The 19,024-nt window shown below is 72.5% G+C and carries 14 protein-coding genes; 3 read left to right on the top strand and 11 right to left on the bottom strand.

What is annotated here, in order from left to right:
• Positions 1-49: 49 nt before the first annotated feature.
• Positions 50-2,167, bottom strand: coding sequence for a DNA gyrase/topoisomerase IV subunit B (locus AC07AW_RS29780; protein WP_478818535.1), 2,118 nt, complete (start codon positions 2,165-2,167; stop codon positions 50-52).
• Between the two features lie 433 nt (positions 2,168-2,600).
• Here AC07AW_RS29780 and AC07AW_RS29785 point away from each other — a divergent pair, with 433 nt between their 5' ends.
• Positions 2,601-2,834: a DUF7455 domain-containing protein gene (locus AC07AW_RS29785; protein WP_017237643.1), complete on the top strand. Its 234-nt coding sequence runs from the start codon at positions 2,601-2,603 to the stop codon at positions 2,832-2,834.
• Positions 2,835-2,934: 100 nt separating this feature from the next.
• Here AC07AW_RS29785 and AC07AW_RS29790 read toward each other — a convergent pair whose 3' ends face one another.
• From AC07AW_RS29790 to AC07AW_RS29820, 7 genes are all read right to left on the bottom strand, one after another.
• Positions 2,935-3,753 (bottom strand): S1 family serine peptidase, encoded by an 819-nt coding sequence (locus AC07AW_RS29790; RefSeq protein ID WP_478818536.1) that lies wholly within the window; start codon positions 3,751-3,753, stop codon positions 2,935-2,937.
• 143 nt (positions 3,754-3,896) lie between these two features.
• On the bottom strand, positions 3,897-5,441 hold the full coding sequence (locus tag AC07AW_RS29795; RefSeq protein ID WP_478818537.1) for an RNA polymerase sigma factor: 1,545 nt from the start codon (positions 5,439-5,441) through the stop codon (positions 3,897-3,899).
• Positions 5,442-5,818: 377 nt separating this feature from the next.
• A complete protein-coding gene (locus AC07AW_RS29800; RefSeq protein WP_478818538.1) occupies positions 5,819-6,706 on the bottom strand; it encodes a FadR/GntR family transcriptional regulator in 888 nt (295 codons plus the stop codon).
• A gap of 160 nt (positions 6,707-6,866) precedes the next feature.
• A complete protein-coding gene (locus AC07AW_RS29805) occupies positions 6,867-8,663 on the bottom strand; it encodes an ATP-binding cassette domain-containing protein (protein WP_478818539.1) in 1,797 nt (598 codons plus the stop codon).
• A 122-nt stretch (positions 8,664-8,785) separates the two neighbouring features.
• Positions 8,786-9,556 (bottom strand): NUDIX hydrolase, encoded by a 771-nt coding sequence (locus AC07AW_RS29810; protein ID WP_478818540.1) that lies wholly within the window; start codon positions 9,554-9,556, stop codon positions 8,786-8,788.
• A gap of 109 nt (positions 9,557-9,665) precedes the next feature.
• Positions 9,666-11,741, bottom strand: coding sequence for a glycogen debranching N-terminal domain-containing protein (locus tag AC07AW_RS29815; protein ID WP_478818541.1), 2,076 nt, complete (start codon positions 11,739-11,741; stop codon positions 9,666-9,668).
• Between the two features lie 115 nt (positions 11,742-11,856).
• Complete coding sequence (locus AC07AW_RS29820; protein WP_478818542.1) at positions 11,857-13,311, bottom strand: DUF4192 domain-containing protein; 1,455 nt, start codon at positions 13,309-13,311, stop codon at positions 11,857-11,859.
• 142 nt (positions 13,312-13,453) lie between these two features.
• On the opposite strand from AC07AW_RS29820, the gene AC07AW_RS29825 reads away from it, so the two are divergent.
• On the top strand, positions 13,454-15,637 hold the full coding sequence (locus tag AC07AW_RS29825; protein ID WP_478818543.1) for a RecQ family ATP-dependent DNA helicase: 2,184 nt from the start codon (positions 13,454-13,456) through the stop codon (positions 15,635-15,637).
• Positions 15,638-15,865: 228 nt separating this feature from the next.
• The gene (locus AC07AW_RS29830) at positions 15,866-16,495 is read left to right on the top strand and encodes a hypothetical protein (RefSeq protein ID WP_478818544.1); all 630 of its coding nucleotides are present in this window, start codon (positions 15,866-15,868) and stop codon (positions 16,493-16,495) included.
• A 238-nt stretch (positions 16,496-16,733) separates the two neighbouring features.
• On the opposite strand, the gene AC07AW_RS29835 is transcribed toward AC07AW_RS29830, so the two are convergent.
• The 3 genes from AC07AW_RS29835 to AC07AW_RS29845 form a co-directional block, all read right to left on the bottom strand.
• A complete protein-coding gene (locus AC07AW_RS29835) occupies positions 16,734-17,372 on the bottom strand; it encodes a hypothetical protein (protein WP_478818545.1) in 639 nt (212 codons plus the stop codon).
• A gap of 107 nt (positions 17,373-17,479) precedes the next feature.
• Complete coding sequence (locus tag AC07AW_RS29840) at positions 17,480-18,190, bottom strand: ribonuclease HII (protein WP_478818546.1); 711 nt, start codon at positions 18,188-18,190, stop codon at positions 17,480-17,482.
• A gap of 205 nt (positions 18,191-18,395) precedes the next feature.
• A complete protein-coding gene (locus tag AC07AW_RS29845; RefSeq protein ID WP_478818547.1) occupies positions 18,396-19,013 on the bottom strand; it encodes a TetR/AcrR family transcriptional regulator in 618 nt (205 codons plus the stop codon).
• Between the last annotated feature and the right edge of the window lie 11 nt (positions 19,014-19,024).

Below are 19,024 nucleotides of genomic sequence, written 5' to 3' on the forward strand. Positions count from 1 at the left end.
TGATCGGCCCGTGGGTGGAGCGCTTGGCTCCACCCACGGGTGGAGTTGCTCAGGCGTCGATGCGCGAGCGGTCAAGGGTCGCCGCCGAGCCGGTGATGAACTCCTTGCGGGGCGCCACGTCGTTGCCCATGAGGAGGTCGAAGACCTGCTCGGCCGCGTCCAGGTCGCCGATGTTGATCCGGCGCAGGGTGCGGTGCCGCGGGTCCATCGTGGTCTCCGCGAGCTGGTCGGCGTCCATCTCGCCGAGACCCTTGTAGCGCTGGATGGAGTCCTTGTAGCGGACCCCCTTGCGCTGGAACTCCAGGAGGGTCTGCCGCAGCTCGTTGTCCGAGTACGTGTAGACGTACTTGTCCTGGCCCTTCTTGGGCTGGACGAGCTCGATCCGGTGCAGCGGCGGCACCGCGGCGAAGACCCGGCCGGCCTCGACCATGGGCCGCATGTACCGCTGGAAGAGCGTCAGCAGCAGGCAGCGGATGTGGGCGCCGTCGACGTCGGCGTCGACCAGGAGGACGATCTTCCCGTAGCGGGCGGCGTCGATGTCGAAGGTGCGACCCGAGCCCGCTCCTATGACCTGGATGATCGCGCCGCACTCGGCGTTCTTGAGCATGTCCGAGACGGACGACTTCTGGACGTTGAGGATCTTGCCGCGGATCGGCAGCAGGGCCTGGAACTCACTGTTCCGGGCGAGCTTGGCCGTACCGAGGGCCGAGTCTCCCTCGACGATGAAGAGCTCGCTGCGCTCCACGTCGTCGCTGCGGCAGTCCGCGAGCTTCGCCGGCAGCGAGGAGGACTCGAGCGCGGTCTTCCTGCGCTGCGCATCCTTGTGCTGACGGGCCGCGATCCGGGTCCGCGAGGCGGCGACGGCCTTCTCCAGGACGGCGCGGGCCTGCGCCTTGTCGTCCCGCTTGGTGGAGGTGAGGAAGGCCTTGAGCTCCTTGGCCACCACGTTCGCCACGATCCGGCGGGCGGCGGAGGTGCCGAGGACCTCCTTGGTCTGCCCCTCGAACTGCGGCTCGGCGAGGCGGACCGTCACGACGGCCGTGAGGCCCTCCAGGGCGTCGTCCTTGACGATGTCGTCCTCGGCGACGCGCAGCATCTTGGCCGAGCGCAGCACCTCGTTCACCGTCTTGGTGACGGCCTGCTCGAAGCCGGAGACATGGGTGCCGCCCTTGGGGGTGGCGATGATGTTGACGAAGGACTTGAGCGTGGTGTCGTAGCCGGTGCCCCAGCGCAGGGCGACGTCGACGGCGAGCTCACGGGTGACCTCGGTCGGGGTCATGTGGCCGCGCTCGTCGAGGACCGGGACGGTCTCCTTGAAGGTGCCCTGTCCGGTGAGGCGCTGGATGTCGCAGACGGCCTTGTCCTGCGCGAGGTACTCGCAGAACTCGCTGATGCCGCCGTCGAAGCGGAAGGTCTCCTCGCTCTTGCCGATGTCGGCCAGGTCCCGCTCGTCGCGGACGACGATGGTGAGGCCCGGAACGAGGAAGGCGGTCTGCCGGGCGCGCTGGTGGAGCGTCTCCAGGGAGAGCTTGGCGTCCTTGAGGAAGATCTGCCGGTCGGCCCAGTAGCGGGTGCGCGTACCGGTGCGGGTCTTGGGGACGCGCTTGCCCTTGATCAGGCCGTTGGCCGGGTCGAAGGGGCTGTCGGGGCCCTGCTCGGTGAAGATGCCCGGGACGCCCCGGCGGAAGGAGATCGAGTGGGTCGCGCCGTTCCGGTCGACCTCGACGTCGAGGCGGGCCGACAGGGCGTTGACCACGGAGGCGCCGACGCCGTGCAGACCACCCGAGGCCGCGTACGACCCGCCGCCGAACTTTCCGCCGGCGTGCAGCTTGGTCATGACGACCTCGACGCCGGACAGGCCGCTCTTCGGCTCGACGTCGACCGGGATGCCGCGGCCGTTGTCCTGGACCTCGACGGAGCCGTCGTCGTGGAGGATGACCTCGATGTGGTCGCAGTAGCCACCGAGGGCCTCGTCGACCGAGTTGTCGATGATCTCCCAGATGCAGTGCATCAGGCCGCGGCTGTCGGTGGACCCGATGTACATACCGGGGCGCTTGCGGACCGCTTCGAGCCCTTCCAGTACCAGCAGGTGCCGCGCGGTGTAGTTGGAACCGTCACGGTCTGCGGTCAGCAGCGCACTGGACGGCACGGACGTCTCGGCGGTCACGCGGTTCGCTCCTCGCTGAATTTGAAATCTGGCCCGGTGGGGTAGGGCCCGGCCTCGGTCACCGCTCAGAGGGTACCGATGCCTGGTAGAGCCGTTGTAACGCCACCCTCCCGGAATCCTCATGCTAGTCCAGCGTCGCATGGATGTTCGATCCCTCGATGGGGTGACGCGAACATCACGTTCCCTTCCAGGCATGAACCATTTAGGCTCCGGGCACGTCCTCATGAACAACCGGCAACCAAGCCGGGAGGGCTAACCGACACAAGCAACGCGAAATCCGTAGAGCGACGCAATACGGCTCATTCGCCGCCAACCGGCAGCAGACAGCCACCTTGGGAAGAAGTTTCAAGGAAAAGCCACGAGCGGGAACGTTTTCGGCCTGGTTGGATGTTGACCCTGGTACGACAGCTCGTCGAGCTAGAGAAGAGGCGACGTGACTACTGTTCTGACCCCCGCGAGCCCCCTGACGGCCGCTGACCGCTGCGACCGCTGCGGCGCCCAGGCATACCTGCGTGTCGTCCTGACCAGCGGAGGTGACTTGCTCTTCTGCGCCCACCACGGACGTAAGTTCGAGCCGGAACTCAAGAAGATCGCCGTTGAGATACAGGATGAGACGGACCGGCTCACGGATGTGCCGGCCCGCACGCAGGGCGAAGACCACGCCTGACGCGCCATCCACGACGAGCCAGGGCCGGTCGCGCTGATCGGACGGCGGGCGGTCACCCCTGATTTCAGGGGGGTGACCGCCCGTTCTCGTATCCTTCAGCTCAGAAGCGTGCGGGAAGCACCTCGGACACGCGCGTGTAGACGCCCGGGTTCTCGGCCTGCCCGCAGCCGCTTCCCCAGGACACCAGGCCGACGAGCAGCCCCTTGGCCACCAGCGGGCCGCCGCTGTCGCCCTGGCAGGCGTCCTTCCCGCCCTGCGGGTCGCCCGCGCACAGCATCGTCCCGCGCTGGTAGCGGACGCCGAAACCGCCCGGGTACGCCCGCTCGCACGCCGTGTCCGGCAGCACCTGGACGCGTGCCGTCCGCAGCGCCGAGGCGTAGGCGCCGTCGCCGGTCGTGTCACCCCAGCCGTAGACATCCGCCTCCGTGCCGGGGGCGTACGCCGTGTCTCCGGATCGGGCGACACCGATCACGTACGACTGCGGCAGCGGACTGACGAGCGTCAGTACGGCCAGATCGCCCGAGTTCGTCGTCGGGTCGTAGTCGGGGTTGACCCAGGTGTCCGAGATCCGGACCTCCTGCCCCTCCTGTCCGCGCAGCGCCGCACGGCCCGCGATGACCACGAAGTCGCGGACCTCCCACGGCTCGCCGCCGAGCACCTCACGGCCCAGGCAGTGGGCCGCCGTGAGCACCTTGGTCGGGGCGACGACCACGCCCCCGCAGAACTGGCCCGCGCGCGTACCCCCGAACCGGTCACGGCTGGACAGCGCCACGACCCACGGCGCGTCCGTGATCTCGGCCGGCCGGCCACCCACCACGACGCTGTCGGCGGCCACGGGACCGGCGGTGGCAAGCTGCCCCGCCGCCGCGGTCATCAGGCCCAGAGCACCCGTCAATGCTCGGATGAGGGAACCACGCATGGAGCCTCCTGACTCTCGGGTGATGTCTGTTCACCCAGCGTCCAGCACCCGTCCCCACCGTGCACCCGCGCAAAGCCGGAGGGCCCGGCTCCCCCTCTCGGGGAACCGGGCCCTTCCGTGTACCGCTGCGTGCCTGGTACGGATCAGTCGAGGTAGTCGCGCAGGACCTGCGAGCGCGACGGGTGACGGAGCTTCGACATCGTCTTCGACTCGATCTGACGGATCCGCTCTCGCGTCACGCCGTAGACCTTGCCGATCTCGTCCAGCGTCTTCGGCTGGCCGTCGGTGAGGCCGAAGCGCATGGAGACGACGCCCGCCTCACGCTCGGAGAGCGTGTCGAGAACGGAGTGCAGCTGCTCCTGGAGGAGCGTGAAGCTGACCGCGTCGGCCGGCACGACCGCCTCGGAGTCCTCGATGAGGTCACCGAACTCGCTGTCGCCGTCCTCGCCCAGCGGGGTGTGCAGGGAGATCGGCTCACGGCCGTACTTCTGGACCTCGATGACCTTCTCGGGGGTCATGTCGAGCTCCTTGGCCAGCTCCTCCGGGGTGGGCTCACGGCCCAGGTCCTGGAGCATCTGGCGCTGCACACGCGCGAGCTTGTTGATGACCTCGACCATGTGCACCGGGATACGGATGGTGCGGGCCTGGTCGGCCATGGCGCGGGTGATCGCCTGACGGATCCACCACGTGGCGTACGTGGAGAACTTGTAGCCCTTGGTGTAGTCGAACTTCTCGACGGCGCGGATCAGACCCAGGTTGCCCTCCTGGATCAGGTCCAGGAAGAGCATGCCGCGGCCGGTGTAGCGCTTGGCCAGCGAGACCACGAGACGGAGGTTGGCCTCCAGGAGGTGGTTCTTGGCCCGGCGGCCGTCCTCGGCGATGATCTCCAGCTCGCGCTTGAGCTTCGGGGCGAGCTTGTCCGAGTTCGCGAGCTTGTCCTCGGCGAACAGACCGGCCTCGATGCGCTTGGCGAGCTCGACCTCCTGCTCGGCGTTGAGCAGCGGGACCTTACCGATCTGCTTGAGGTAGTCCTTGACCGGGTCGGCGGTGGCGCCGGCGACGGCGACCTGCTGCGCCGGAGCGTCGTCCTCGTCCTCGTCGGACAGGACGAAGCCCTTGCTCTCGCCCTCGGTCTCCTCGTCCTCACCCTTGCCGGGCGCGACGTCCTCGAGGAGCTCCTCGCCCTCGACGAGCTCGTCGGCGTCCTTCTTGGACGCGGTCTTCTTGGCCGCCGTCTTCTTGGCGACGGTCTTCTTGGCCACCGCCTTCTTGGCGACGGTCTTCTTCGCGGCCGCCTTCTTGGCGGGCGATCCGGCCTCGTCGGCCGGGTCGACCTCGGCCGTGGGGGCCGAGGTGGCCGTGACGGTGGTCTTCGTCACGGTCGTCCTGGCGGTGACGGTCTTGGTGGCGGTGCGCTTGGCCGGGCTCTTCGCTGCGACGCTCTTGCGGGCGCGCTTCGGCGACTCCGCTGCACTGACCATCAGCGTCACACCCTCTTCCTCGAGGATCTGATTGAGGCTGCGCAGAACATTCTTCCACTGGGTTGGCGGAATCTGGTCGGCTTCGAAGGCCCGACGCACGTCATCGCCGGCGATCTGCCCATCAGCCTTTCCCCGCTCGATGAGCGCCATCACAGACTCGGACTCGGCGATCTCCGGCGGGAGCGTACGGGATGTGCTGGCCGACACGAACAACCTCTCGGAACGATGGAAACGGCTTCCGGCCCCGCCCTGGATCGGGCTGGAGCCGACGACCGTCGACGGGGAATGTGCCGACGGCGCGGGCTGGACCGGGGAACTGCACAGCGCCTCCACGGGCTGCTGTATTCCTTCCTCGGCTGTCACCTCTTAGGTCATCGCACGGCTCGGAGGAGTGTTACGCCCAATCTTCGTGGCCCGAGTCACACCCCATTTGCGACGAAGCGGCCAGAGCGGTCGATCACGGCACATTCGCGCCGCCGGAACCCGGGCGCCGCCCGGGGAGACCCTGTCGGGCCCCCGGGTGGTGCTCGGACCCGGCGGCACGCGGTGCGTGCGCCTCCGCGCTCCCGGCCACGGTCCGCGGGTCAGTGTTCGCGCGGGGCGGGGACGACGCGCTCCACCTCGGGGTGGACCGTGAGCAGCTGCCGCATGGCGCTCTCGGCGCCGTGGGCGTCCCCGGCGGCGAGCGCGTCCACGATCCGGGCGTGGTGCGCGAGGGAGGCCTCACTCGGCCGGTCACAGCCGGTGACGGGGCCGCCGGAGACCTGGAGCGCAGCGGCGACGATGCCGGAGAGGTGCTCCAGCATGCGGTTCCCGGCCAGCTGGATCAGGAGGGTGTGGAACTCCGTGTCGGCCCGGGAGAAGGTGATGCCGTCGCCCTGGGCGAAGGCGTGCCCCATGATCTCGACCATGTCGGCGAGGCGCTGCTGCACGTCCTCGCGGCCGTGCCCGGCGGCGAGGCGGGCGGCCAGGGGCTCGATCGTCCACCGCAGCTCGTTCAGCTCGCGGCGCTGGTCGTCGCGCTGCGGGCCGAAGGCGCGCCACTCGATGATGTCGGGGTCGAGGAGGTTCCAGTCGCTGACGGGCCTGACGCGCGTACCGACGTTCGGGCGGGCGCTGACGAGCCCCTTCGCCTCCAGTACGCGCAGCGACTCGCGCACGACGGTGCGTGAGACCTCGAACCGCTGGCCGATCTCCTCGGGGACGAGCGGGCGGTCGGCCCCGAGGTCGCCGGAGACGATCATCTGGCCGAGCTGCTGGACGAGCTGACCGTGCAGCCCGCGCCCGCGGTTGCCGGTGGTCCGGCGGCCGACACGCCCCAGTTCGGTGTCCACCCCCTCCCAGGAGGGCGGGCCCACACGGCCGGCGGCGGGCGCCTCCGTGTAGGGGTAGCGGTCGAGATCGCCCGGGGCGCCGAGGCCGGAGTCGACGGGGCGGGCGGCGGTCATCATGGTGTGCGCAAGGGTACTCACGCATCCTTTGTCGGCGTTGCCTCCGTGACCCTTGAGGTCTTTGGTGAAAAGCACACGAAAGGGTGATCGGCACCCCCTACACAATTGACGATCAATCGGACATACCCGGCAGATTTCAAGGGTGTTGACGGGGAACCGGAACCTTTCGGTCCACAAATGATCACCAACGAGCCTTACGGCGAAGGCCGGTGAACACATAGGCGCAGAGCAGCCCCGTCAACGTCAGGGAGAGCGCCACCCCCGCGGGCTGACCGATCACCTTCAGCACCCCCGCCAGCCACCGGTCCAGGGCCGGGGACCACTGCGGACCGGCGAACTCACGCAGCCGCGCGGGAAGTCCGACCGCCGAGCGCACCGACGGTCCGGTCAGCACCTTCTGCAGCAGCGGAACGAAGGCGACCGGCACCGCGAGCACCGCCGCCACTCCGGCGGCGGCGGCCCGAAACACCCCCGCGCCGAGCACCCCGGCCCACGCGCAGCCGACCACCAGACCGAGCCAACTCGCCGAGAGCGTCGGCCAGTTCTTCGGTACGGGAACCAACTCGCCGCCGTAGACGAACCGCAACACCTCCAGGTCCACCGCCACGACGAGCACCCCGAGGGCCAGGGCGACGGCCGCGGCGACGGCGAGCTTCGCGAGCAGCAGCCCCGGCCTGCGGGGCACGGCTCCGCGCCCCGAGGTGAGCGCGGGATAGCGGTACTCCTCACCGAAGGAGAACGCTCCGATCAGCCCGGCGCCGAGGGCCGCGGGCGGCAGCGGGGAGATCGCGGGCCAGCCGGCGAGGACCGCGGGCAGCTCGACCCGGCCGCCACGGCCGAGGAGCAGGGCGAGCGTCACCGAGGCGAGCAGGACTCCGGCGACGACGAGCGGGGTGGACGGCACGCCCAGGAGCCGGTGGAGCTCGTACCGCAGGGGCCGAAGCGGCGAGCGCGTGGGCCTCCGTGCGGTGCCTCGCCGCCTGCCCGTGGCCTCCTGCTCCGTGCCCCCGGACGCCGGCTCGGCGGCCCGGCTCGCGGGCTCCTCGCCTTCGTGGGTACGCCGCGCCTGCCCGGCACCACCACGGCCCCGACCCGCGCCTGCGCCGCCTTCGCCTCCCCTCTCCTCGGCGAGCCGGTGGACCGGTACGCCGTGCCGGAAGGCGGTGTCGCCGACGGCCGCGCAATCGCTGCCATAGACGGACAGGCGGTTGCCGTCCTCGGCGACCACCTCGACGGCCCGGCGGGCGGCTCTGGCCTCCTGGGTCACGGCCGCGGCCAGGCGCGCGACGTGCGGCGTGCGGACGACGACCCGGGGCCGCAAGCGGGTACGGGCGAACTCGACGGCGTCCTGGTCCGCGACGAGCCGGCCGCCTTCGAGGGTGACGACGCGGTCGGCGTTACGGGCCGCGTCCTTGGGGTCGTCCGTGGTGTACAGCACGGTTCCCCCCTCGGCGGCATGCGCCCGCAGCAGCTCGTACAGCCACCCGCTCTCGGGTACGGAGAGACCCGCGGCCGGCTCGTCGAGGAGCAGGGTGTGGGGGGCACCCAACAGGGCCGAGGCGAGCCCGAGGCGACGGTCCGCGCCGATCGGCAGGGTGCCGATCCGCCGGCGCTCCAGGCCGGTGAGACCCACGGTCCGCACCAGCTCCTCGGCCCGCGCGGCGGGAACTCCCGTGGCGGCACAGAGCATCCGGAGCTGACCCCGGAGGGTGCGGGAGGGGTGTCCGGGGACGTCGCCGAGGAGCACGCCGACCTCGCGAGGGGGGTGGGCGACGCGGTGCAGCGGCCGGCCGCGGAAGTAGGTGATCCCACGACCCGGCTCGAGTTCGAGCATCAGCCGGAGGGCGGTGGTCTTGCCGGATCCCCGGGGGCCGAGGAGAGCGGTCACGGCACCCGGCCGTGCCTCGAAGGTCAGATCGTCCACGGCGGGCGGGCGATCGCGGCGGGGAGTGCTGGTCAGTCCGATTGCCTGGAGCATCGCTTCTCTCGCGGTAGGTGACACCGCTCCGCGGCAGGGCGGCGCTACCGCAGCAAGATAACGCTACATTTCGGACTTTCAGTGCAGGGTTGGCGCCCAGGGGCGCCGGATGCAGATGGCCCTCAGACCTCGGGGCGCAGCATCGGCGGGTTGAGAAGAGTGGCCCCACCTGCCCGGAAGAGCTGCGCGGGGCGCCCTCCCTGACGGGTCGTGGTACCCCCGGCCGGGACCAGGAAGCCGGGCGTGCCGGTCACCTTGCGGTGGAAGTTGCGCGGGTCGAGGGAGACGCCCCAGACCGCCTCGTAGACGCGCCGCAGCTCGCCGACGGTGAACTCCGGCGGGCAGAAGGCCGTGGCCAGGGAGGAGTACTCGATCTTGGAGCGGGCGCGCTCCACCCCGTCCGCGAGGATCCGGGCGTGGTCGAAGGCGAGCGCTCCCGGCCCTCCGTCCTCGGCCGCGGCGGCCTCGTCCTCGCCGAGGAGCTCCTCGACCGGGGCCCAGCGGGCGCTGTTCGCGTCGCCACCGGCGCGCGGCGCGGGAAGGTCCGGCGCCAGCGCGAGGTGCGCGACGCTCACCACCCGCATGCGCGGGTCGCGGTCGGGCGCCCCGTACGTGGCCAGCTGCTCCAGGTGCGCGCCGTTGCTCGGCACGGGCGGCGGGGCGGCCGGATCGTGGGCGCAGAGCCCGGTCTCCTCGACCAGCTCACGCGCCGCCGCCGCCCCCAGGTCCTCCTCCGCCTGGACGAAGCCGCCGGGCAGTGCCCAACGCCCCTGGTACGGCGACTCTCCTCGCCGCACGACCAGGGTGCACAGTGCGTGGCGCCGCACGGTGAGCACGACCAGATCGACGGTCACGGCGAAGGGAGGAAAGGCCGATGGGTCGTAGGGAGGCATGCCGCGATCATAGTCGTCTTCCTGACGATAAACACGCCCCGCGGAAGCATCGCCCGCGACTTCCTCACCGCGCCGCGAGGCTTCCCTCGTCTCTGTGCCCGGCATCCCGTCACACCCCCAGCTGAAGGCCCTCTGCGGCCTCCTCGACCATACCGAGACCCAGCCTGCCGACCCGCACGGCGAAGGGCTCGCCGGCGACCACGAGCCCCGACAGGCGGATCGCGCCGAGCGGGGCCGAGGCCAGCGGGTGCACCGAGACGGACCGGCCCGGCACGTCCGGCCGGATGCCCGCGAGGGCGAGAAGCGCATGTACCGCTCCGGCGGCCGCGACGGCCGCCGGCCGGCATGCCGCCGGGTGCGGCACCGGGCGTCCGCCCGTCGTCCGCTGTTCTCCCGCGTACATCTCGGGGAGCCGGTGGGCGAAGGCCTCCGCCGCGTCGAGCAGCCCCCGCAGCAGGGAAGCGGCCTCCTTCTCGTGACCGGCGGCGGCGAGACCCGCCACGGCGACCGCCGTCTCGTGCACCCGGACCGCTCCGGCCCGGTGCCCGAAGGGGTTGTGGCCCGGCTCCTTGGTCCCGAGGCCGCGCAGCCCCCAGCCGGAGTCGAGCGCCGGGGCACCGAGCAGCCTGGCCACCTGTTCGGTCTGCGTCCGGTCCAGAAGGCCCAGTGCGTACCGGCCGCCACCGAGCAGCCCGGTGTCGAGCAGGTGCGCGGCCCATCCGCCCAGCTGGGGCCAGGTCCGGCCGTCCGGTGCGCGGGCGACGGCAGGGCGGCCGCCCGCCGGGTCGTCGAGCCAGAACTCGCGCCGGAACCTCTCGCGCAGGGTCCTCGCCATGTCGCGCAGGGCGTCTCCCCCGGGTCGCCCGCAGCCGTCGAGGAGGTCGGCGCCGAGCAGGGCGGCGCGGTGGGCGTGCGCCTGGGTCTCGGCCCGCCAGGGCCCGGCGGGCTCCGGGTCCGGCACGAACCCGTTCCGTCCGGCCGTACGCCGGAGCCAGCCGAGGCAGCGCTCCGCCACGGGAAGCAGCTCCTCGAGGTCCGCGGCCGGGAGCCCCCAGCGGCGGGCCTCGGCGAGAACGGGGGGAAGAGCGAGGGTGGCTTCGATGCCCGTGCAGCGGGGCGGGAGGTACGGGCCCGCGTCTCTGAGGGGTCCTTGGAGGCGGCCGGACTCGGGCCCGCCGCCGGAGAGTTGGGTGCGCCCGAGGGCGCGCAGGGTGGTGGCGGCGAGCCGGGTGCCGAGGGGCAGGGACATACGGGCCGCCCAGAGCGCTTCGGAGGTGACTGGTCCGCACCGCCAGGGGACGCCGGCCGCGAGGTACACGTCCGCGGGGTGGGCCGGGTCGCGCTGGAGCAGGGCCCGCAGGTCCTCGACGGAGGCGCGGAGCAGTTCTCCCGGCCGCGGGTCGTCGCCCTCGGCCCGGGCCTCGGCGAGGAGGTGGCCTCCGGGCCGTCCGGAACCCGCCAGCGTGGAGCCGGCCGGCCGGGCGGCCGACTCCGCTCGCACGCGCAGCCGAAGGGTGAAAACCGCTCCTGGTTGCAGCTCGGCCTCCCAGCGCAGTACCCCCGCCGCGGCCAGGGAGTCCATGGGCGGCGGGTCCGCCGTGACGGCGACGGACCGGCCGTCGGCGCCGGTCCACCGCAGCCCGGTGCCGTGGACGCTCGCGGCGAGTTCGGGACCGGTCCTCCCGGACGCCACCGTGCCCAGGTCCGCGAGATCCGTCCCCAGAGCGACTTCCACGGGGAGCCGGAGCGGCCGGGCCGCGGCACTGCGCAGGGTGATCCGTTCGGTGCCGTCGGCGCTCCGCGTGCGTTCGACGGTGAGGGCGGGGTCGGGGCCGGCGTCTCCGGGGACACGCAGGACGCCGAGGAAGACGGCCCGGTCGGCGGCCGCCATGCGGCCCTGGAGCGCGACGGGTTCGCGTCCCGCCACCCGCAGGACGCAGCGGGACAGGAGCCGCCGCCCCGCCTCGTACACCCCTTCGGGTCCCTCTCCGGTGAGCTGGCCGTGTTCGGCGCAGACGGCGAGGGCGGGCAGGGCCACGCAGACGAGCGCACCGTGCACCGAGGGGAGTTCCGCGGGCCGCGTCGAGCGCGGGAACGCGATGCCGGCACCGGACGTGTGCCCGGAGGCGGGTCCGGACGACTGGGTGGTGGGGCGGCCGGGGGCCGGGACGGGGCTGGGAGCCATGGCGGGTACGGGGTGCTCTCTGTGCGAACCGGGCGGCCGGCGGGGTGTCGGCGGGACGGTTCGTGCGACTCCGCCAGAGAGCTGAACGCGCTCGCGGGCGGCCGGGTCACGGTCGTCATCGGCCACTCCTGGAGCCGCGCTGCCCGCCGGGCCGCGGAGTCCCGCTCGCCAGCCTCCCGGTGGCGCGCCCGCCGGGGCGGACTCCGGCCGTCGCCCGGCGCTCGCTCCCACCGGTCTGGCGCCCCGGCTTCCTGAGGGTCAGTGGGGTGCCCGGTCGACGGCCGGCCCGCATCCGGACCCGCCGGGAGGGCGGTGGGGCCTCCTGCTCCGAGGCGGTCCGGGCGTCCCGCTCGCTCCGCAGACACGAGCGGAGCGACTCGGGGTCGAGGCCTTCGTTGCACGCCTGGTGCAGCAGCCGGGCGAAGACGTACTCCGGGTCGGCGTCGAGGGCGAGTCCGAGGGCGACCCGGGCACTCGGTTCGTCACCCGTGGACCAGGCGGTCCAGCCCGCGAGGGTGAGGGGCGCGGCGGCATGCTCCTGGTAGGGCGTGACGCAGCGCCGGGCCAGGACGCGCCAGAGCCTCAGGGCGGCGGTCCCCTCCCAGCCCTCCATCCACTCGGCGGCACGGTCCCGGGTGACGCGGTCCTGCAGGCCTAGGACGAGAGCCGCCGCCTCGTCGGTGGTGACCAGGGCGTCGTCCGCCGCGTCGTCCGCGGCCGTGGCACCGGCGGACCCTCCGGGAGCGACCAGTCGCACCGGGGTGGCCCTGCCGCCCGCAAGGGCCTGGCCCCTCGCCCCTTCCTGGCTCCCCGGGTTCTCCGGCTTCTTCGGGTTCACGAACCGGCGGAGGACCTCCCGGGCGAGACGCAGCGTCCCTTCGCGCACCTCCTCCCGTCCCGTTCCTTCGGCCCCTTCGAGGATCCGGGGGACGATCGAGGCGGCGGCCGCGTCGAGAGCCGCCCGCTGCTCCTCGTCCTCCGGCCCGCCCCGGGGCTTCAGCCGGGCCTCCATGTCCCGCAGGGAGCCCCGCACCTGCACCCCGGCGTAGGCGGCGGCCGCCGCCATCACCGAGGTGCCGCTGAGCGCGAGCGGGGTGCCGTCCGGCGGGCAGCAGCGCTGGTCGGGGCAGCAGTACGAGAAGTAGAGCCCGTCGGTGATGCACAGGGCCTCGTAGACCGGGATGTCGAGGGCTCCGCAGGCGGTCCGCAGACGCTGCGCGAAGGGCCGGAGCCGCTCCATGACCCTGCGGCCCGTCTCTCCGGGAGCGGGATCCTGGCACAGGAAGACGACGATGCCGTCCGGCCGCGCGCCGGACCGGGAGCCTCCCTCGACGAGGCACTCGGCGAGGTGGTCCGCGGTGGACGCCCACTCCCGGGGCGAGCGCGGGATTCCGAGCCTGACCCGGCCCCCGAAGCGGCCGAGCTCGCCGTGGAGGCCGACCAGGACGACGGAGTCGGTGGGATGGAAGCCCAGCACGAACGGCAGGGCGTCCGCCAGCTCCGCAGGGCCGCGCAGGGTGATTCGCTGGGTACGGGAGAGTCCACTGGATTCGTGGTGATTCGCGTTCATGGTCAGGACGGTCTCGCGATCTCCCGAAATCCGAAACCCCTGTGGATAACTCCCGAAACGGGGCATCCGCCGGGCCGCCGAGTTGTCCACAGGTTCGCTCTCTCATTCGCGAGATGTCCGAGGCATCGGGTTGCATGGGGGCATGACCCAAGCAGCCCCGCCGGAAGACCGCGCCGCCCTCCGAACCGCCGCCGATGCCGTGCTCGCCCGTCTCGTCGCCGACCCGACCGGCCGGGCCAGACTGCGCGAGGACCAGTGGCGGGCCATCGAGGCCCTGGTCGCCGACCGGCGCCGGGCCCTGGTGGTGCAGCGGACCGGCTGGGGCAAATCGGCCGTGTACTTCGTGGCGACCTCGCTGCTCCGTGAGCGGGGCAGCGGTCCGACCGTGATCGTCTCCCCCCTGCTCGCGCTCATGCGCAACCAGGTGGAGGCGGCGGCCCGGGCGGGCATCCGCGCCCGGACGATCAACTCGTCGAACACCGAGGAGTGGGAGACGGTCCAGGACGAGGTCGCCTCCGGTGAGGTGGACGTGCTCCTGGTCAGCCCGGAGCGGCTCAACAATCCCGACTTCCGCGATCAGGTGCTGCCCCGGCTCGCCGCGGCCACCGGGCTGCTCGTGGTCGACGAGGCGCACTGCATCTCGGACTGGGGCCACGACTTCCGGCCCGACTACCGCCGACTGCGGACGATGCTGGCCGACCTGCCCGCCGGCGTTCCGGTGCTGGCCACCACCGCGACGGCGAACGCCCGGGTGACGGCGGACGTGGCCGACCAGCTCGGCACCGGCGCGGGCACGGACGCCCTAGTCCTGCGCGGGCCCCTCGACCGGGAGAGCCTGAGTCTGGGCGTGGTCGGACTCCCGGACGCGGCACACCGGCTGGCCTGGCTCGCCGACCATCTCGGCGAGCTGCCCGGCTCCGGCATCATCTACACACTGACGGTCGCCGCGGCCGACGAGGTCACCGCCTACCTGCGCCAGTGCGGGCACATCGTGTCCTCCTACACCGGCCGGACGGAGAACGCCGACCGGCAGCAGGCGGAGGACGACCTGCAGGCCAACCGGGTCAAGGCCCTCGTGGCGACCTCGGCCCTCGGCATGGGCTTCGACAAGCCGGACCTGGGTTTCGTGGTGCATCTCGGGTCGCCGTCCTCCCCCATTGCGTACTACCAGCAGGTGGGCCGGGCCGGGCGCGGGGTGGAGCACGCGGAGGTGCTGCTGCTGCCCGGTAAGGAGGACGAGGCGATCTGGCGCTACTTCGCCTCGGTGGCCTTTCCGCCCGAGGAGCAGGTGCGCCGCACGCTCGACGTGCTCGCGCAGGCCGGCCGGCCCTTGTCCCTGCCCGCCCTCGAGCCGCTGGTCGAGCTGCGCAGGACCCGGTTGGAGACCATGCTCAAGGTCCTGGACGTGGACGGTGCGGTGCGTCGGGTGAAGGGCGGCTGGGAGAGCACCGGGCAGCCCTGGGTGTACGACACCGAGCGGTACGCCTGGGTGGCGCGGCAGCGGGCCGCCGAGCAGCAGGCGATGCGCGACTACGCGGCGGCCACCGGGTGCCGGATGGAGTTCCTGCGCCGTCAGTTGGACGACGAGGAGGCCGCTCCGTGCGGTCGCTGCGACAACTGCGCGGGGAGCAGGTTCGACCCGAAGGTGTCCGAGGCCGCGCTGGACGCGGCCAAGGGTGAGCTGGGGCGGCCCGGCGTGGAGGTCGAGCCCCGGAAGATGTGGCCCACCGGACTCGCCGCGGTCGGGGTCGACCTGAAGGGCCGTATTCCGCCCGGGGAGCAGTCGTTCGGCGGCCGGGCACTGGGGCGGCTCTCGGACATCGGCTGGGGCAACCGGCTGCGTCCGCTGCTGGCCGACGGGACGCCGGACGGGCCCGTGCCGGACGATGTCGTGCAGGCGGTGGTGCACGTGCTGGCGGACTGGGCCAAGGGGCCCGGTGGTTGGGCCTCCGGGGCGCCGGACGCGCCGGCCAGGCCCGCCGGTGTGGTCACGGTCGCCTCCCACCGGAAGCCGCGTCTGGTGGGTTCGCTCGGGCAGCGCATCGCCGAGATCGGCAGGATGCCCATGCTCGGCGTGGTGGAGTACGCGCCGGAGGCGGAGGACCTCCGTCTCTCGCGGACCAACAGCGCCCAGCGGGTCGTCGGTCTGCAGCGGACGCTGACGGTCCCTCCGGAGCTGGCGGGGCGACTGGCGGGCGCGGGCGGGCCGGTGCTCCTCGTGGACGACTTCTCCGACACCGGCTGGACGTTGGCGGTGGCGGCGCGGCTGCTGCGACGGGCCGGAGCGGAAGGGGTGTTTCCACTGGTGCTCGCCGTCCAGGGGTGAAACAGGAGGGGAAACAGGGAGTGAACAATGGGCAACTGGGCAGGGATATGAGAGGCATACCGACTCAATCCCGTCAGCGGTCTCAATTGCTCGTTGCCGCTCGCGCACGGGCCCGCAAGAATTGGGAAACCGCCCCGCACGGCCCGTCAGCGGTCCGGAAGGACTGTGCCGTGGTGCGCCCTCACCCGACCTTGCCCGCCTAGCGGGCGCGTATCCGAAGGGAGGACCGTGACCCTCGGATTCGCTCCGCCCACAGCCGCCTCGCTCAGATCGTCGTCCCAGTCCGCCAGCCGCCTCGCTCGGATACTCGAACCCTCCGAGTGGGCCGCGGCGGGAGTTCCCTTGCTGCGCAACCCTCGTGAGGTCGTCAGCGGCCTTCACTCGCGGCATGCGCCCACGCCCTCGACGGCGGTCATCGCCATCCTGGACCACGAGGAACGGCTCGCCGCCAGCGCCTCGTTCGTCCGCCGCCCCGTCGCGGCGGACGGCTGGGAGTTCCGCAACGCGCTCCTCGCGCATCTGCGGCGGGTCATCCCCCATGACCTCCGGAGACGCACGCCCGTGCGGACCGCGGTCCTGCTGTACTGCCGCGAGGGCGACGAGCGCTGGACGGAGGAGGACGGAGCCTGGATGTGGGGGCTCCGGGACGCCTGCACACTGCACGGGCTCCGCTGCGGCGCGTACATCACGCTGACCGGAGGAGGCTGGCAGGTGCTCGGCGAGGGCCGGGGAGGCCGGCGGCCGAGCTCCGACTCGCTCCCCCTGCCGCTGGGTGACGGGCCGAGCGAACTCGGCCTGCTCACCCCGAGGACCGCGAGCGGCGCGAGTGAACCCCTGCGCCGGGCGGCCGCACGCTGATCGCACGGCCCGCGCCGGAACCCACAGGACCGTTCCGGACCCCACCGGACCGCAACGGAGCCCACCGGGCCCCCACCGGGTCCGGCCGGGGTCCGGCAGGCGCGGCCGGGGTCCAGCGGATCCGGACGGGTCCGGCAGGTCCGGCCGAGGTCCAACAGGTCCGGCCGGAGTCCAGCGGATCCGGCCGGGATCCAACGGGTCCGGCCGGGATCCAACGGGTCCGGCTGAAAGGCGTCGGTCAGACGCCGGCGCCGGCTCCGAGGAGCGCCGTGATGCGCTGCGGGTCGCCGCAGACGACGAGCAGCGCGCCCGCGCGGGTCATCGCCGAGGGAAGGGCCCGGGCGGTCGTCTCCTCGTCTCCGCCGTTGACGGCGACGATCACCACGGGGCGGGCGGCGGCCCGCTCCACGGCGGCGGCGTCCGCGAAGAACACGTCGTCGCCACTGTCCTGTTGGGCCCAGTAGGCGGCCTCGCCGAAGGACAGCTCGTGGGACGCCCACGGGTGCGGGTCACCGGTGGTGAGCACCAGGATCTCGCCGGGCGCCCGCCCGCTCTCCAGGAGCAGGTCCAGGGCCTCCTCGGCGGCGTCGAGCGCGCCGTCGACCGGGGCCGGGATCAGCTGGAGCTGCGGGGTGGTTCGCCGGTCGGAACGGTTCTCCGGACGCTTGGCCGGGGACTGCCCGGCACCGGGCTGCGGGTGCGGCGCCGGCGCTGCGGGCCTGGCCGGGCCGGGACCGGGGCGTCCGGGACGCGGAGTGGCCGCGGAACGCGGGCCGGGTACGGGACGGGGGGTCGACGCGGGGCGGCCGGCGGCCGCGGTGGCGCGGGGACCCTGGGCGCTCTCGTGAATCTGAGGCTCCTCGGGGATGAGAGGCATGAATGAATGTCTATCAAACGCCGCTGCGCGGAGCAGCGGCGGGTGGGCACACATGTGCACCCCGGTCGCGTGGACAGCCCTCGGACAGGGCCCCCGTGACCGGAAGTTCAGAAGTCGAAGCCGAGTTGGCCCCCGCTCTCCAGCGCGGCCGCCTCGGCGGAGAGGCGGACCTTTTTGAGGTGGCGCCACTGGGGCAGCGCGTCCAGGTACGACCAGGAGAGTCGGTGGTACGGGGTGGGCCCCAGCTCTTCGAGCGCCGCCTTGTGGACCGGCGAAGGGTAGCCCGCGTTGGCGGCGAAGGCGTACGCAGCGTACTGACCGCCCTCGCCCTCCAGCTCCGCCATGAGGGCGTCGCGCCGGACCTTCGCGATGACGGAGGCGGCCGCGACGGCGATGCAGGACTGGTCACCCTTGATCACCGTACGGACCCGCCAGGGGCTGCCGAGGTAGTCGTGCTTGCCGTCCAGGATCACGGCGTCGGGCCGCACGGGAAGTCCTTCGAGGGCCCGGACGGCCGCGAGCCGCAGGGCCGCGGTCATCCCGAGTTCGTCGATCTCCAGCGGAGAGGCGTCGCCGAGCGCGTACGCGGTGACCCAGCCCTCGAGCTCCGCGGCCAGCGCGTTCCGGCGCTTGGGGGTGAGCAGCTTCGAGTCGGTGAGCCCCTCGGGGGGCCGGCGGAGGCCGGTGACGGCCGCGCACACCGTGACGGGGCCGGCCCACGCTCCGCGTCCGACCTCGTCGACCCCAGCGACGATCTTGGCGCCGGTGGTGGCTCGGAGCGACCGCTCGACGGTGTGGGTGGGAGGTTCGTACGGCATGGCGCCAGACAGGTTACGCCGCCTGACGCCACCCGCGATACCCGGATTCGCCGCAGACGCCCGGAGGCCTGTCACAGCCCGTCCGAATCCCCGCCCGGCAGCCCACCGCCCGCCCGCCCCGGAAGGCCCTCGGGTGACCCGCCGAGCCGCTCCCGAGCCGCCCGAGGAAGACCCCCGGAAGCCCCCCGAGCCGCCCCCGACCGGCTCAGGCGCGCAGCAGCGGCATCATGATCCGGTCGATGACATCGGCGATCTCGCCGTCCGGCCATTCGCTTCCGCACACCTTGGATCGGTACATCATCATGGCGGGGATGACATCCAGGACGAGATCGTCGATCGCATCGCCGCGCACCTCTCCGCGCGAGATTCCGCGCTGCAGCACGTCCCGGAAGAGACGCTTGGACGGTTCGACCACACCCGTCTCGATCAGCCCATGGAAGCGTGCGGCGGCCTCGGCATCGCATTCGTGAAGAACGGAACGCAGGGCGAAGCCGGGCTTGGAGTACATGACGTCCCTGACCTGACGACACAGCTCGTACAGGTCCTCACGCACACGGCCGGTATCCGGAGCCTCGTCGAGCGTCGGCAGTCCGGCCTGGAGGGCGTCCGCGACGAGGTCTTCCTTCGACTGCCACCGGCGGTACACCGCGGCTTTGCCCGTCTGCGCGCCGACCGCGACACCCTCCATCGTGAGGCCGCCCCAGCCGACACTGCCCAGCTGGTCGAGCGTGGCCTCCAGGATCGCCCGCTCGAGCACGGGGCCGCGGCGTCGCAGCGCCACCCCCTCCGGCCGGGCGGCGGCCGTGGAGCGCGAAGTAACCATCAGGATCTCTC

This window comes from Streptomyces sp. NPDC044003, assembly GCF_056435185.1.

Coding starts and splice junctions, on each gene's coding strand:
- AC07AW_RS29790 (WP_478818536.1), bottom strand. CDS start 3,753: ATGCGTGGTTCCCTCATCCGAGCATTGACGGGTGCTCTGGGCCTGATG.
- AC07AW_RS29805 (WP_478818539.1), bottom strand. CDS start 8,663: ATGCTCCAGGCAATCGGACTGACCAGCACTCCCCGCCGCGATCGCCCG.
- AC07AW_RS29810 (WP_478818540.1), bottom strand. CDS start 9,556: ATGCCTCCCTACGACCCATCGGCCTTTCCTCCCTTCGCCGTGACCGTC.
- AC07AW_RS29815 (WP_478818541.1), bottom strand. CDS start 11,741: ATGGCTCCCAGCCCCGTCCCGGCCCCCGGCCGCCCCACCACCCAGTCG.
- AC07AW_RS29820 (WP_478818542.1), bottom strand. CDS start 13,311: ATGAACGCGAATCACCACGAATCCAGTGGACTCTCCCGTACCCAGCGA.
- AC07AW_RS29825 (WP_478818543.1), top strand. CDS start 13,454: ATGACCCAAGCAGCCCCGCCGGAAGACCGCGCCGCCCTCCGAACCGCC.
- AC07AW_RS29835 (WP_478818545.1), bottom strand. CDS start 17,372: ATGCCTCTCATCCCCGAGGAGCCTCAGATTCACGAGAGCGCCCAGGGT.
- AC07AW_RS29840 (WP_478818546.1), bottom strand. CDS start 18,190: ATGCCGTACGAACCTCCCACCCACACCGTCGAGCGGTCGCTCCGAGCC.
- AC07AW_RS29845 (WP_478818547.1), bottom strand. CDS start 19,013: ATGGTTACTTCGCGCTCCACGGCCGCCGCCCGGCCGGAGGGGGTGGCG.